General features: G+C 72.2%; 15 protein-coding genes and 1 pseudogene. 10 read left to right on the top strand and 6 right to left on the bottom strand.

Translation table 11 applies throughout. The annotated features are described in order from the left end of the window. Positions 1-15: 15 nt before the first annotated feature. The 4 genes from ACFWIC_RS02410 (at position 16) to ACFWIC_RS02395 (ending at position 3,562) form a co-directional block, all read left to right on the top strand. Complete coding sequence (locus ACFWIC_RS02410; RefSeq protein ID WP_329878184.1) at positions 16-822, top strand: ABC transporter ATP-binding protein; 807 nt, start codon at positions 16-18, stop codon at positions 820-822. Beyond that, positions 819-2,204: a hypothetical protein gene (locus ACFWIC_RS02405; RefSeq protein ID WP_329951957.1), complete on the top strand. Its 1,386-nt coding sequence runs from the start codon at positions 819-821 to the stop codon at positions 2,202-2,204. The genes ACFWIC_RS02410 and ACFWIC_RS02405 overlap by 4 nt, the downstream gene beginning before the upstream one ends. Further along, positions 2,201-2,776 carry a hypothetical protein gene (locus tag ACFWIC_RS02400; protein ID WP_380515140.1) on the top strand — a complete coding sequence of 192 codons (576 nt, stop codon included), beginning with the start codon at positions 2,201-2,203 and terminating at the stop codon, positions 2,774-2,776. The genes ACFWIC_RS02405 and ACFWIC_RS02400 overlap by 4 nt, the downstream gene beginning before the upstream one ends. 222 nt (positions 2,777-2,998) lie before the next feature. Continuing rightward, the gene (locus ACFWIC_RS02395) at positions 2,999-3,562 is read left to right on the top strand and encodes an HD domain-containing protein (protein ID WP_329878190.1); all 564 of its coding nucleotides are present in this window, start codon (positions 2,999-3,001) and stop codon (positions 3,560-3,562) included. Here ACFWIC_RS02395 and ACFWIC_RS02390 read toward each other — a convergent pair. Both ACFWIC_RS02390 and ACFWIC_RS02385 read right to left on the bottom strand, forming a co-directional pair. Further along, entirely contained in the window at positions 3,550-4,017 is a 468-nt protein-coding gene (locus ACFWIC_RS02390) for an NUDIX domain-containing protein (protein WP_329878192.1), read from the bottom strand. The genes ACFWIC_RS02395 and ACFWIC_RS02390 overlap by 13 nt on opposite strands. Then, positions 4,004-4,774: an XRE family transcriptional regulator gene (locus ACFWIC_RS02385; RefSeq protein ID WP_329878194.1), complete on the bottom strand. Its 771-nt coding sequence runs from the start codon at positions 4,772-4,774 to the stop codon at positions 4,004-4,006. The genes ACFWIC_RS02390 and ACFWIC_RS02385 overlap by 14 nt, the downstream gene beginning before the upstream one ends. Positions 4,775-4,868: 94 nt before the next feature. Here ACFWIC_RS02385 and ACFWIC_RS02380 point away from each other — a divergent pair, with 94 nt between their 5' ends. The 5 genes from ACFWIC_RS02380 (at position 4,869) to ACFWIC_RS02360 (ending at position 8,387) form a co-directional block, all read left to right on the top strand. Continuing rightward, positions 4,869-5,561 (top strand): HAD family hydrolase, encoded by a 693-nt coding sequence (locus tag ACFWIC_RS02380; RefSeq protein WP_380515136.1) that lies wholly within the window; start codon positions 4,869-4,871, stop codon positions 5,559-5,561. A gap of 107 nt (positions 5,562-5,668) precedes the next feature. Then, a complete protein-coding gene (locus ACFWIC_RS02375) occupies positions 5,669-6,571 on the top strand; it encodes a radical SAM protein (RefSeq protein WP_329878198.1) in 903 nt (300 codons plus the stop codon). Beyond that, complete coding sequence (locus ACFWIC_RS02370; protein WP_355402059.1) at positions 6,564-7,205, top strand: hypothetical protein; 642 nt, start codon at positions 6,564-6,566, stop codon at positions 7,203-7,205. Before ACFWIC_RS02375 ends, ACFWIC_RS02370 begins: the two co-directional genes overlap by 8 nt. Next, entirely contained in the window at positions 7,123-7,800 is a 678-nt protein-coding gene (locus ACFWIC_RS02365) for an SAM-dependent methyltransferase (protein ID WP_329951959.1), read from the top strand. The genes ACFWIC_RS02370 and ACFWIC_RS02365 overlap by 83 nt, the downstream gene beginning before the upstream one ends. Beyond that, positions 7,797-8,387 (top strand): class IV adenylate cyclase, encoded by a 591-nt coding sequence (locus ACFWIC_RS02360; RefSeq protein WP_329878204.1) that lies wholly within the window; start codon positions 7,797-7,799, stop codon positions 8,385-8,387. Before ACFWIC_RS02365 ends, ACFWIC_RS02360 begins: the two co-directional genes overlap by 4 nt. A 117-nt stretch (positions 8,388-8,504) precedes the next feature. Here the strand turns inward: ACFWIC_RS02360 and ACFWIC_RS02355 are convergent, their stop codons facing one another. Continuing rightward, the gene (locus tag ACFWIC_RS02355; protein ID WP_380361218.1) at positions 8,505-9,107 is read right to left on the bottom strand and encodes a hypothetical protein; all 603 of its coding nucleotides are present in this window, start codon (positions 9,105-9,107) and stop codon (positions 8,505-8,507) included. A 699-nt stretch (positions 9,108-9,806) separates the two neighbouring features. Between ACFWIC_RS02355 and ACFWIC_RS02350 the strand changes: the two genes are divergently transcribed. Then, on the top strand, positions 9,807-10,238 hold the full coding sequence (locus ACFWIC_RS02350; RefSeq protein ID WP_380515131.1) for a VOC family protein: 432 nt from the start codon (positions 9,807-9,809) through the stop codon (positions 10,236-10,238). Positions 10,239-10,305: 67 nt separating this feature from the next. Here ACFWIC_RS02350 and ACFWIC_RS02345 read toward each other — a convergent pair. The 3 genes and pseudogenes from ACFWIC_RS02345 to metK all read right to left on the bottom strand — a co-directional run. After that, positions 10,306-10,655: pseudogene (locus ACFWIC_RS02345) on the bottom strand (transposase family protein); the annotation flags it as partial. Positions 10,656-10,797: 142 nt separating this feature from the next. Then, positions 10,798-12,273 carry a GuaB1 family IMP dehydrogenase-related protein gene (locus ACFWIC_RS02340; RefSeq protein WP_380361217.1) on the bottom strand — a complete coding sequence of 492 codons (1,476 nt, stop codon included), beginning with the start codon at positions 12,271-12,273 and terminating at the stop codon, positions 10,798-10,800. A 174-nt stretch (positions 12,274-12,447) separates the two neighbouring features. Beyond that, entirely contained in the window at positions 12,448-13,686 is a 1,239-nt protein-coding gene (metK, locus tag ACFWIC_RS02335; protein WP_329948184.1) for a methionine adenosyltransferase, read from the bottom strand. Between the last annotated feature and the right edge of the window lie 41 nt (positions 13,687-13,727).

The raw sequence follows: 13,727 nt of genomic DNA, 5'->3' as shown, positions 1-13,727 counted from the left end.
ACGAGGAAACGCACGATGCCCGCAGTGAGCAGGGCCGACATCGCCCCCACGGCCTACGCGTGGGAGATCCGGGCGACCGGACTGAAGGTCAGGGTCGGCAGGAAGCGGATGGCCGTCGACGGGCTCGACCTGTCGCTGGGCACCGGCGTCCACGGACTCCTCGGTCCCAACGGGGCCGGCAAGACCACGCTCATCCGGGCCCTGGCCACCGTGCTGCGCCCCACCGGGGGCGCACTGGAGCTGCTCGGGGAGCCCGCGGGCGGACCGGGCGAACACCGCGCGCTGCGCCGCCGGATCGGCTACCTTCCGCAGGAGTTCGGCTACTACAAGCGCTTCACCGTGCGCGAGTTCGTCGAGTACATGGCCTGGTTGAAGGAGGTGCCGACGGCGGACATCCCCGCGGCGGTGCAGCGGGCCGTGGAACGGGTCGGCCTGGCCGACCGCGCGGACGAGCGGATGAAGGCCCTGTCGGGCGGGATGGTGCGGCGGGCCGGCATCGCCCAGGCGATCGTCAACGACCCCTCGATCCTGCTGCTCGACGAGCCGACGGTCGGTCTGGACCCGGCGCAGCGGCTCCGCTTCCGCGGGCTGCTCCAGGAGCTGGGGACGGACACCTGCGTGGTCGTCTCGACCCACCTGGTGGAGGACGTGGCCGCGGCCTGCACCGACGTGGTGCTCTTCGCCGAGGGGCGGCTGGTCTTCCAGGGCACCCCGGACGAGCTGGCCGCGGCCGGCGGCCCGGAACACGTGGGAGACAGCCCGCTGGAGCGCGGCTACTCGGCCCTGCTCGTCGACCCCGCACGCACGAGGGGCGCCTGGTGAACCTCCGTATCCTCCGCATCGAGCTGCGGCGTTCCGTCGCCCCGTGGGCCGGCGCCGTCGTGGTGGCGTTCGCCCTCGCGTTCCTGCACCTCGTGCCCGGAGCGTGGTCGAGGGGCACCACGCTGTGGACGGCCCAGTGGACCTCGATGGCCCTGTGGACCCGGTTCCTGCTGCTGTTCCTGTGGCCGCTCGCGGTGGGTCTCGGGGCGCTCCAGGGGCTGCGCGACCACCGCTCGAAGACGGCCGAACTGCTGGCCAGCACCCCGAGACCCGCACGGCACCGCGCGGCCGCCCTGGCGGGCACGACGGCGTTCGCGCTGGTCTCGGCCTTCGGGCTCGTCCTCCTCGTGGGTGCGGTGCGGGTGCTCGCCGGAGACGCCGCGTACACCCACCTCGGCTGGCTGCCGGTCTCGCTGGTGGGGGCGCTCGCGCTGGTCGCGGGGGCGGTCCTGGGCATGGGGGTCGGACGGGCGCTGCCCTCCGTCCTCACGCCGCCCGCACTGGCCGTGGGCGCCTTCGTGGCCGTCAGCCTCCTGCGGCAGACCACGGACGCCGCGGTGCCGTCGTCCGCCGCGCCGAACCGCCTCGCGCTGCTGTCGCCGGCGGTGTCCGAGGTGCGCCAGACGGTCTTCACGCTGTCCGCGTCCGTGCACCTCGGACAGACGCTCTGGCTGCTCGGCCTGGCCGCGACGGGCTTCGCGCTGCTGGCCGCCGCCGGCCCGCGCGCCCGGCTGCTCGCCCTCACCCCGCTGCTGGCGGGCGGCGCCGTCGCCCTGCTCCTGCTGCCGGCCGACCCCCGCGCCACGTACGTCGTCGACCGGGCCGCGGTGACGCAGGTCTGCGACGGCCCGGTGTGCGTGACGGCGGCCCGGCAGGCACGGCTCGCGGGTATGGCCGGTCCCGGCCGGGAGGCGCTGCGCCTGCTGCGCGGGGCCCTGGGCGACGCGGCCCCCGTGACCGTCCGTGAGACCACCGTCCCGAGGGAGCTCCTCGGCGAGGCGGAACGGTCGCGCGACGCCCTGCTCGTCGACTTCGGCGACGAGGTGTTCGGGGGCGCGTCGGGCGAGCGGCTCACCCGGGCCCTGACGGGCCAGGGCCTGGTGCCGCTGTGCCACGCCCGGAGCTCCGCCGAGAGCGGCACGCTGGAGGAGGCCGTCGCCCAGAGCGTCGCGGCGGCCTGGGTCCTCGGAGGGGAGCTCCGGCCCCTCGACGGGACCATGTACACCCTGAAGGACTGGAACGCCATGGCCCGCCCGGTGTGGGAGGAGCTCACCGCGCTGCCCGGGCCGGAGCAGCGGCAGCGGATCGGCGCCCTGCACGCCGCCGCGGTCTCCTGCACGGACTTCCCGTTCGCCGCACTGACCGCCGGCAGGGTCCAGTGAGGTGGCTGACGCTGTACGCGCGTTCGCGGCGGGTACCGGCCGCCCTCGCCGTGGTGGCGGTCGGCGCGGTGGCGGTGTGGACGCTCGCCCGGCTGGGCGGCGGGCTGCCCGGGGACCCCCTGCCGTCCACTCTCGTCCTCGCCGCCGGGGCGACGGCGTTCTCGGCCGGCCTCGCCGGACAGGACCACGCGTTGGACCGGACGGCCGCGATCCGCTGGTGGCCGCGCCGGGCGGCGCACGTCCTGCTCTGCGGGGTCGTCGTCGGCGCGGTGGTGCTGGCGGTGCAGGTGGTGAGCGGGCAGCCGGCCGCCCCGGCCCTCGTCGTGCGCGACATCGCGGGGCTGATGGGGCTCGTGGCGGTCGGGGCGGCCTGCTGGGGGGCGCAGTTCGCGTGGGTCCTGCCGTTCGTGTGGCTGTCGTTCGCGTTCGTCCTCCCGCCCGCGACGGACCCGGCGACGCAGGTCATGACCTGGATGCTGCTCCCGCCCGGCACGGCCGCCGGTACCTGGACGGCCCTCACCCTGGCCGCCGTCGGCACCACCGCCTACGCCACCACCGGCCCCCGCCGCTGACCACCCCCGGACCCCACCCGGCAACGCACCGAGGGATCGACGAGTCGCCGTCTCGTCGATCCCTCGGACACCCGTCGAACGACCGGGGACAGCCGGGTGTGCAGCTCTCCGCAGCAGGTGGCTGTCGCATCGTCGGCGCGGAGGGTTGCGACGACCACTCGACACGCGACCGCGCTGCTGCCGGAGGACTGTCCTCTCGACCGCGAGGGAAGGCACCTGGGCATGAGTGAGGTCCTGACCGAGTGGGCGTGGCGGCTCACCGAAGCGGAACTGTCCGTGGTGCTGCCCCGTCGCTGGGCGCATTCGAAAGGCGTCGCCGCACGGGCCGCCGGTCTCGCCAGTGTGCTGGGCGACAGCGCCGATGTGGTCCACGCATCGGCGCTACTGCATGACATCGGCTATGCACCGAGACTGGCGATGACCCATTTCCACCCGCTCGACGGTGCCCGGTTCCTCCGAGACGTCCACGGGGTGGATGATCGGCTGACCCGATTGGTGGCGAACCACTCGTTCGCGCTGATCGAAGCCGAGGAGCGGGGACTCCGCGACGTTCTGGAGACGGAGTTCCCGCTGCTGGACGACCGGCGGCCGGTGGATGCGCTGGTCTACTGCGACATGACGACGACGCCCGACGGGGCCCTGACGACCGCCGGAGAACGAGTGGCGGAGATCGTGGGGCGCTACGGGGCGGACAGCGTGGTGGGGCGGTTCATCCGTCGGGCAGCACCGCCGATCTTCGCGGCGGTGGCGCGGGTGGAGGCCGCGCTGGCCGCTCAGCCGAGGTAGGGGTAGGTGCCGGCGAGGTAGTCGCCGATCTGTCGGCGCATGCTGGGGTGGATGTCGTACCGGTCGAGGTCGGCGGGCCGAATCCATCGGACGTCGTCGGCCTCGTCGTTGATCGTGGGCTCGCCGCCGACGGGCCGGCCGATGTACGCGTTCTCGTACTGCTGGCGGATCTCGCCGTCGGTGTACGCGACGATGTGGTGCGGGTTGCTGTAGACGCCCAGGAATCCGGTCACCTCGGCGATCACGCCGGTCTCCTCCAGGCATTCGCGCACGGCGCACTGGGCAGCGGTCTCGCCGATGTCCTGCGCCCCGCCGGGCAGGGCCCACTGGCCGGTGTCACGTCGGCGCTGCATCAGGATGGCGCCGTTGTGGTCGGCCACGAGCAGGTTGCTCGCAGGAACGAGGGTGTTGGCCTTGGGGGCGTCGGGGTCGTCGAGATACTCAGTCCTGCCCATGTGCGGTGTTCCCCTCCGATACGGGTGTCCAGGGTTTCGCGCCGTCCCAGACGGCTTCGAAGCTCTGAGCGTAGTTGTCGAACCATCCTGTGGAGTCGACCCTCCTGAGGTGGAGCAGAGGGTTGGCACTCGCGGGCTGGCCCCACACGTGCGGATTGACCAGGAGGTCACCGTCGTAGCGGAACAGCGAGTTGTAGAGCGTGGTGTCGTGGAGGCGCACCTCGCAGCCGGCCCTGTCCGGCAGGATCCGGTAGTAGGTGAGCGAGGCACGGATCTTCGCGGCGAGCGCGTCACCGATACCCTCCTCACGCCCCCGGACAACGGCCGCCCTGCCAGCCGGATCTCCGAAGCACAGACGGACGCGAACACCGGCCGAGGCCCGTTCCGCAAGCATCCTGGCGACGTGCGGGTTGGTCTGTGCGAAGAACGTCCCGGAGAACACGAGCACGTCGATCTGGGTCTCGGCCTCCCGCAGCAACGACAACCACATCTCCCGTGGCACGCTCGCTCGGTTGACGTAGGTGCCGACCAGCTCGGTGCCGGCCGCGAGCGGCCTGCCCGCCAGTGGCGCCGGTGCGGGCCAGAGGAAGGTCTCCTCCACTCGTAGGTGCTGGGCGGCCGCGAAGCGGTGTCGCGGGTGCGGCACTCGTCCGCCGATCCAGCGGCCCACGGTCTTGGGGTCCACCTCGCACGCGGCGGCGAGCAACTCGGGAGAGACGCCGCGCTGAGCGAGTACGGAGCGAAGTCGCTCGTTCACGGAAACCATACAAGCCGAGGCAGGCGTCGGCTTGCAAGGAGGTAGGGGGACACCTCATGGGCTCACGGATCGGCAGGGTGCCTACGCTGGCGCCATGCCGCTGATCATCCTCTGGGACATCGACCACACGCTCATCGAGAACGCGGGGGTCAGCAAGGAGATCTACGCGGCCGCCTTCGCCGCCCTGGCGGGGTATCCACCGAACCATGCGGCCCGGACCGAAGGCCGAACCGACCGCCTGATCATGCGTGAGATGTTCCGCCGCAACGATCGGCCGGAGCCCGACTGGCCGACAGTCCAGACGGCCCTCGAAGTGGCGGGGATCGAGCGGTTCGACGACCTCCGCCGACGCGGCACGGCTCTCCCGGGCGTCCGGGCAGCACTCGAAGCGGCAGCCGACCGGCCCGGCTGGGTCTCTTCGGTACTGACCGGCAACATTGCGGCCAACGCGCGGGTGAAGCTCGCGGCCTTCGGCCTCGACGACCTGCTGGATCTGGCCGTCGGAGCCTACGGGGCCGATGCCGTTCAGCGCCGTGAGCTGGTGGCCGTCGCGCGAGAACGTGCTCGCCGACACCGCGGCCTGCCTGTTGACGTACCAGTGGTCCTGATGGGGGACACTCCTCGTGATGTCGAGGCGGCGCTCACCTCCGAGGCCGGGGTCATCGCCGTGGCCACGGGTGTCGACAGCCAAGCCGACCTGATTGCGGCGGGCGCGAGCACCGTGCTGCCGGACCTCTCCGACACCCCGGCTCTTCTGAAACTCCTGCGGTCATTCGCGTCCGACTGAGAACGTCCCAAGACGTCCCCGAGCCGTCCCGGTACGCGGTGCCGCCATCCCGGAACCCTTCGCCACCATCAGGTCACCAGCCGAGCGACCGGCCGAGGGAGACTCGTATGATCGGCGAAGTGACCGGGATCCAGCGGATCCGAATGCTCTACCTGCAGTTGTTGTACCGCTGCAACTTCGAGTGCCTGCACTGCTTCCACGGCGAGCGGCTCAAACACGCGGACGCGTTCTCGTCAGAGGAGGCCATCGAGCTCCTCACCCTCATGCGTGACCGGTACGGCACCGAGGCCGTCACCCTGCTCGGTGGCGAGCCGTTCATCTACAAGGCCCTGCCGCAGGTCGTCCGCCATGCCAAACAGGAACTCGGTCTGCAGGTCCAGATTTGCACCAACGGCTACCGCATCGAGCGCCGGCTCGCGGAGATCGCCCCCTACCTCGACCTGCTGAGGGTGTCGTTGGAGGGCATCGGCGCGACCAACGACCACGTCCGCAGGTTCGGCAGCTACCAGGGCGCGCTGAGCGCGCTCGACCTGGCGCGGGAGCTCGGTGTCGCCACCGGGGCCACCATGACGGTGACCGCCCGCAACATCGACGAGGTGGTCCCGCTGGCTCGTACCCTCCAGGACTTCGGGGCCCGACAACTGAAGCTCCACTGCATGCGCCCGGTCGGCAACGCGGCCGACCACCCCGAGCTGCTCGTGACCGAGCCCGCCGCGTACGCCCGCCTGCGCGAACGGCTGAAGGGCGCGAAGCTCTCGATCGAGGTGATCGTTGACGAGGACCTGTCCGAGGACGGTGCCCCGGACATCTGCGCTCACATCGACGGACCGCGAGAGATCGAGCGGATCGAGGCCGACCCGCGCGGTGCGCTCACCATGTCCTGCAAGGCCGTCGGCAAGGACTCGCATGCTTTCTGGTACGACAAGCTCGCCGGTCACATCGTCCACCGGCCCTCCGCGACCGACGAACTCACCCTCGCCGTTCCGGACGTGGTGTACGCCCGTGTCTGACCGTCCGCTGTTCGAGAGCCTCGAAGGGCTGCGCGGCACCGGCAAATCGACCGTCGCACCGATGCTCGCCGCAGCCCGCGAAGCCGTTCTCGTCCCCACCGTGCCGGTCTTCTACCAGCCACTGCGGCGCGAGATCGACATGCGGGACAACATCGAAGCCCGGATGAGCTTCTACCTCTCCGCACTCTTCACCGCCGTCGACGAGATACGGCACCACCTCGCCGCCGACGTCCCGGTCGTCGTGGAGAGCTACTTCGCCCGGTGCCTGGCCAACCATCGAGCCCTGGGCGCGAATCTCGGCGTCATACTGCCACCGGATCTCCCCCAACCTGTCACCTACCAGCTGTTCTGCACGGAGGACGAGCGCCAACGCCGCCTCGCCGGGCGGCACAAGCCGATCTCCCGGTGGGACGCCCTCGGTGAGGACGTGGTCGAGCGGATCACCACCGCCTACGCGCAGTTCCCGATGCGCCGGGTGGACACCACGGGCCTCGAACCGGAGCAGGTAGTCCAGTCCATCCTCGCCATCGACGCGGAAGGATCCCACTGCCGTGCAGACACGGAGCCTTTGGGAGCACACCCTCACCTTCTTCCCCCAGTTCCTCGCCGCGCTGAAGGAGCACGCACCCCGTGACGCCACCGTCGCGGTCATCGGCGCGAGCGACGGCAAGTTCGTCCTTCCACTGGCAGCCGCCGGCTACCGCGTCATCGCGGTCGAACGCGACCCGCTCGCCCTTCACGGCGGAGAAGTGCACCTGCCCGGCACCGCACACGCCCACGCGACGGGGCTGATCGACCGTCTCAGGCTCGAAGACCTGTATGACCGGGTCCAGGTCGTGGAGCAGGACTTCCTCGGCTCCGAGCCGCTCGACAGGCTCTGCGACGCGGTTTGGACCAGCTGCTCCTGGCACTACAGCGTCAACCACCGCCGCCCGCTCGCCGAGTTCGTCGCCCGCATGCAGCTCCTGGTGCGCGCCGATGGTCTGTTCGGCGCGGAGTTCATGATGCCGGTGGAGGCGCGCCACCATCTGGTCGACCACTACACATCGCCCGAGAAGCTCAGCCGCCACTTCACCGGCGCCTGGAACGTTCTGCTGACGCTGCGGACTGCGGAGTTCACCGAGCGGGCCCACCTCGGCCGGCTCCAGGACCATACCCACCGGATGGGACTGCTCCTCGCAGCCCGCACGTCGGACCACCCTCACCCGCACGGGAAGAAGAACGCATGAAGCACGAGTACGAGGCCAAGTTCCTCGCTGTCGACGTGGCCGACCTCCAGGCGCGACTGACAGTACTGGGAGCCGTCCAGGCTTTCCCCCGCACCCTGCTCACCAGGAAGATCTTCGAGAGCGATGCCCTCGACGGCGGTGCATGGGTCCGTCTGCGCGACGAGGGTACCCGATCCACGTTGACGCTCAAGCAGGTCACCGACGCCACCACGATCGACGGCACCACCGAGATCGAGACCGAGGTGGCCGATCTGCAGTCCATGGCCGAGATCCTCCGCAGCCTCGGTCTGCGGGAGGTCCGTTACCAGGAGAACTATCGAGAGGAGTGGCGTCTGGGTGAGGTCGCCTTCGACTTCGACACCTGGCCCGACCTCGCCACCTTCGTGGAGATCGAGGGCCCCGACGAGGCATCCGTCCGCCAGGCTGCGTCGCTGCTCGAACTCGATTATGCCGAGGCCCGGTTCGGCAGCGTCGACGAGATCTACAAGAGCGAGGCCGGCCGCGACATCCTCGCCGAACCCGCCCTCCTGTTCGACAACGGCCATCAGCGGGAGGGATCCGGTAGCCACGGAACTCCCGCGACCTGAACGGGGGGCGAGCTGCCCCTCGTCGATCGGCCGTTCCGGCTCGTGTCCACCCGGCCACCGCACCGCCCCCGCCCCCGTCATCGAGCGGGGGCGGGGGCGGGGGCCGTCCGGGGTGGGTCAGTGGAGCCAGGGGCGGGTGCGGACGGCGGGGAGGGCGGTCCAGCGGTGGCCGAGGCCCCAGGTGGTGCCGGTGCCGGTGACGGCGAGGACGGCGAGGAGCAGGGCGTAGACGAGGTGGTAGTCGATCAGCGGGTTGCTGGAGCCGCTGGCGGTGCCGTCGGCGAGGTGGCGGGCGGGCGGCCACTCGGCGGCCCACATCAGGGCGAGGAGGGCGGTGCCGCCCACGGCGGCGATCCGGAGCCCGATCCCGCCGAGGAGGGCGAGGCCGAGGCCGAGCAGGCTCGCCATGAACAGCCAGTCGACCCAGGTCTGACCGGCCATGGCGTGGAAGGTCCCGCGCAGCGGGCCGGCGGCGACGTGGCCGAGGAAACCCTCGGTCGGGGAGGCGCCGTCGAGCCAGGCACGCCCCGCGGCGGTGGCGTAGCCGAGGCCGAAGGTCTTGTCGAGGAAGGCCCAGAGGAAGACGGCGCCGAGGGCGATGCGGGCGGTGGCGAGGGTGGCGGCGGTCGCGAACGGGGCCCGGGTGGTGGCACCGTCCTCCGGGCGGCCGGTGCGGCGGGGCGTCAGGGGTGTGGGGGCAGGGGTGTGCTGGGTGGCCATGACGGCTCTCCTCGGTGGGGTGGCGCGCCGAGCGGCTGCGCCGAAGTGCCCTGGTGGGGTGACGTGGTGGGGCGGTGGTCCGTGCGTGCCGCCGCCGGGTGCGGGGCGGGCGGCGGGTGCCAAGGGGCGCGGTGCGGTGGCGCTGCGGTGCGTCGGTGCAGGGTGGCGCACGCTGCGGCCGGGTCACGGCCGGTGGGCCGGGCGGTGCTGTGGAGCTCCGGCCCGGGCGTCTGCCGACAGCTTGCACCGGGGGTGCCGGGCGGGTCTGCGGGCCGTTGGTCCCTGATGTCGGGACAAGGGTCCCGAGGGCGACCGGCGCCACAGCGTGGGCGGGTCAGCGAGGTGGAGGGTCGGGCCCGACCGGGAGCGGTGCCGGGCCGCCGTGCAGGATCGCTCAACGCCCTTCCAGGCAGGTGGCGTTGGCCGTAAGGCGCCGAGGTGGGCGCCGTCGCCGGGGGCGCGGGCGGGCAGCCGGATCCGACCGGTGCGGCGGAGCCGGGCCTGCTGACGGCTGAAGGTTGTCCCGTCACTGGTCTTCGACAGCACGAGAGTGGCCGGCCGGGTTCCCTCTGGAGGGACGGTGACCTCGGTTCACCCCTGCGACCGCACGAGCGCGACAGCGGGCAGCAGCCCTTCTCCTGACCACCTGCGGACCCCCTGACCTGCGGAGATGAGCAGAACCCCTGTTACTGTGCGCCAATGTCAACGATCAAACAGTTCCAAGTGGCCTTCGACTGCGCGGAGCCTGTGCGCCTCGCCGCCTTCTGGTGCGAGGTGCTGGGGTACGTCCTGCCGGCGGTCCCGGAGGGCTTCGCCACGTGGGAGGAGTGCTACCGCTCGCTGCCGCCCGAGGACGCGATCTACTTCGCGTGCACTGATCCCGCGGGTGTGGCTCCGCGCCTGCTCTTCCAGCGAGTTCCCGAAGGCAAGGTCGTCAAGAACCGGGTGCATCTCGATGTGCGGGCCGGCGTCGGGCTCGTGGGTGACGAGCGCCTGGCCGCGCTCGAGGCCGAGTGCGCACGGCTGATGGTGCTCGGCGCGAAGCACGTGCTGACGCAGCGCGCCGATGGCGTCAACGAGTCGTGCATCACGATGCAGGACATCGAGGGCAACGAGTTCTGCCTCGCCTGATTTCTCCTCCGAGACTGCGAGGTGGGGAGCCCTCTCCCGGGAACTCAGGCCCCGCATGCGGCGGGAGTCATCCCGTGAGAGCGAGGTTGTGCGGGAGGGCAACGCCGTGCTCGCGTCGCGCACACCGTCGCCTCTCGGGCGGCGGTCGCGCAGGATCTTCCAGGTCTTCATCCGGGCGAAGGCGTGCTCGACGCGGGTGCGAACCCGTTGGTGGTCGTGGTCGTGTTCGGCCTGCGAGTCCGTCGGTTCGCCTCCTCCGGGACGGCGGTGCGGGATGACGAGGCCGGTTCCGGGGCAGCCGCCGTCGGCGGTCGTGGTTGTTCGGCCGACGGCGGCTCCGGCCCCGGATTCCTCCCCTGCCCTGCAGTCGTTGCGGTTGCCGGGCAGGGGTCGGCCCACCGCCACGACCAGGCGGGTGGTCCGGGGCGGTCCGGGGAGTGGGTGCGCCGCCGAACGCCGCCGAACGACGCCGCCCGCAGGAGCCGGCGAAGGGTCCCGGCGGCGGACGGAGCGTCCCGGGCCCCCGTCCGCCGCCGAACCGCGACGAGGTGACTGTCCGTCAATTCCAGCTGGAGTGGAGCGGCTTGCCCTCGGCGTAGCCGGCGGCGCTCTGGATGCCGACGACGGCCTTCTCGTGGAACTCCTCCAGGGAGGCCGCGCCCGCGTAGGTGCAGGAGCTGCGCACGCCGGCCACGATCGAGTCGATGAGGTCCTCGACGCCCGGGCGGGCCGGGTCCAGGAACATCCGGGAGTGCGAGATGCCCTCCTCGAACAGGGCCTTGCGCGCCCGGTCGTAGGAGGAGTCCAGCGACGTGCGGTCCCGGACGGCGCGGGCGGAGGCCATGCCGAACGACTCCTTGTACCGGCGGCCGTCGGCGGTGACCTGGAGGTCGCCCGGCGACTCGTGGGTGCCGGCGAACCAGGAGCCGATCATCACGTTGGAGGCGCCGGCGGCCAGCGCCATCGCGACGTCGCGCGGGTGGCGGACGCCGCCGTCGGCCCAGACGTGCTTGCCGAGCCGGCGCGCCTCGGCGGCGCACTCCAGGACGGCGGAGAACTGCGGACGGCCCACGCCGGTCATCATCCGGGTGGTGCACATCGCGCCCGGCCCGACCCCGACCTTCAGGATGTCGGCGCCCGCCTCGACGAGGTCCCGCACGCCCTCGGCGGTGACCACGTTCCCGGCGATCAGGGGCACGCCCGGGTCGAGCGCACGGACCAGGCCGAGCGCCTTGAGCATGGCCTCCTGGTGCCCGTGCGCGGTGTCGACGACCAGGGCGTCGACACCGGCCTCCAGCAGGCGGGCGGCCCGGCCGGGCACGTCGCCGTTGATGCCGACCGCGGCCGCCACCCGCAACCGGCCGGCGGCGTCGACGGCGGGTGCGTAGAGGGTGGCGCGCAGCGCTCCGGTACGGGTCAGGATGCCGACCAGCCGGCCGGCGCGGTCGACCGCCGGGGCGTAGCGGTGGTTGGCCGCGTCCAGCTCGGCGAAGGCGCCGCGCGGGTCGGCGGCGGCGGTGTCGGCGTCGAGGAGCAGCAGGTCGCGGGACATGACGCGGTCCAGCGGGGTGAAGCGGTCGACGCCGGTGAGGTCGCGGTCGGTGACGACGCCGACGGGCCGGTGGGCGTCGTCGACCACCACGCCCGCGTCATGGGCCCGCTTGGGGAGCAGGGCGAGCGCTTCGCCGACCGTCTGCGCGGGGCCGAGGACGATCGGGGTGTCCAGGACGAGGTGACGGCTCTTCACGAAGGCGACGGTGTCGGCGACCAGGGCCGGCGGGACGTCCTGCGGCAGTACGGCGAGCGCGCCCCGGCGGGCGACCGTCTCGGCCATCCGCCGGCCGGCGACGGCGGTCATGTTGGCGACGACCAGCGGGACGGTGGTGCCGGTGCCGTCGTTCGAGGAGAGGTCGACCTCCTGCCGGGAGCCCACGGCGGAGCGGCCGGGGACCATGAAGACGTCGTCGTAGGTGAGGTCGTGACCGGTCGGAGGGGTGGCCGACGGGCGGCCGGTGCCCGGTTCCAGGAAGCGCATGGGTCGTCCGCCAGGGTGGGGAGGGGGGCGGGTGCGGGGTGCACCCGCCCCGGGTCGGAGGCGCGGTTCACGGTTCACGGTTCGTGGTTCAGGTGCGTGGTTCGTGGGTCGGAGGCGTGGTTCGTGGAGGGCGGGTTGCCGCCCGCTCTCTGCCGGCCGCTGACCGCCCGCGGGTCAGCGGCCGGCCGCGGCGCGCAGGGCCTGGGCGCGGTCGGTGCGCTCCCAGGTGAAGTCCGGCAGCTCCCGCCCGAAGTGCCCGTACGCGGCGGTGGCGGCGTAGATCGGCCGCAGCAGGTCGAGGTCACGGATGAGGGCGGCCGGTCGCAGGTCGAAGACCGCGGCGACGGCCGCGCCGATCCGCTCCGGGGCGACGGTCTCGGTGCCGAAGGTCTCGACGAAGAGGCCGACCGGCTGGGCCTTCCCGATCGCGTAGGCGACCTGGAGTTCGCAGCGGGTGGCCAGCCCGGCGGCGACCACGTTCTTGGCGGCCCAGCGCATCGCGTACGCGGCGGAGCGGTCGACCTTGGACGGGTCCTTGCCGGAGAAGGCGCCGCCGCCGTGGCGGGCCATGCCGCCGTAGGTGTCGATGATGATCTTGCGGCCGGTCAGGCCGGCGTCGCCCATCGGGCCGCCGATCTCGAACCGGCCGGTCGGGTTGACGAGCAGACGGTAGCCGTCGGTGGCCAGCTTGATGCCGTCCTCGGCGAGGAGTTCGAGCACGGGCTCGACCACGTACTCGCGGATGTCGGGGGTGAGGTGGCCGTCGAGGCTGATCTCGGCGGCGTGCTGGGCGGAGACCACCACGGTGTCGAGGCGGACCGGCCGGCCGCCGTCGTACTCGATGGTGACCTGGGTCTTGCCGTCGGGGCGCAGGTAGGGGATCGCCCCGTTCCTGCGGACCTCGGCGAGGCGGCGGGAGAGCCGGTGGGCCAGGTCGATCGGGACGGGCATCAGGGTCGGTGTCTCGTCGGTGGCGTAGCCGAACATGAGGCCCTGGTCGCCGGCGCCCTGCCGGTCCAGGTCGTCGGCGTCGCCGTCGGCTGCGGACCGGCCCGGCGAGGACCCTCCGACGCGCGCCTCGTAGGCGCTGTCGACGCCCTGCGCGATGTCGGGGGACTGCGCGCCGATCGAGACCGAGACGCCGCAGGAGGTGCCGTCGAAGCCCTTCTCCGAGGAGTCGTAGCCGATCTCCCGGATCTTCGCGCGGGCGAGGGCGGCGACGTCGGCGTGGGCGGTGGTGGTCACCTCCCCGGCGATGTGCACCTGGCCGGTGGTGATCAGCGTCTCCACGGCGACCCGGGAGGCCGGGTCCTCGCGGAGCAGCGCGTCGAGGATGGTGTCGCTGATCTGGTCGGCGATCTTGTCGGGGTGGCCCTCGGTCACGGATTCCGAGGTGAACAGCCGCCTGGACATGGCGAATCCCTGGAAGGTCGGCGGTCCGGGCGGACCGCGGG

This window comes from Kitasatospora sp. NPDC127035 (assembly GCF_042726075.1).
In the GTDB taxonomy this organism is placed as follows: Bacteria; Actinomycetota; Actinomycetes; order Streptomycetales; family Streptomycetaceae; genus Kitasatospora.
Note: the sequence above shows the minus strand (reverse complement) of the source record. Positions and strands in the feature narration are given on the sequence as shown.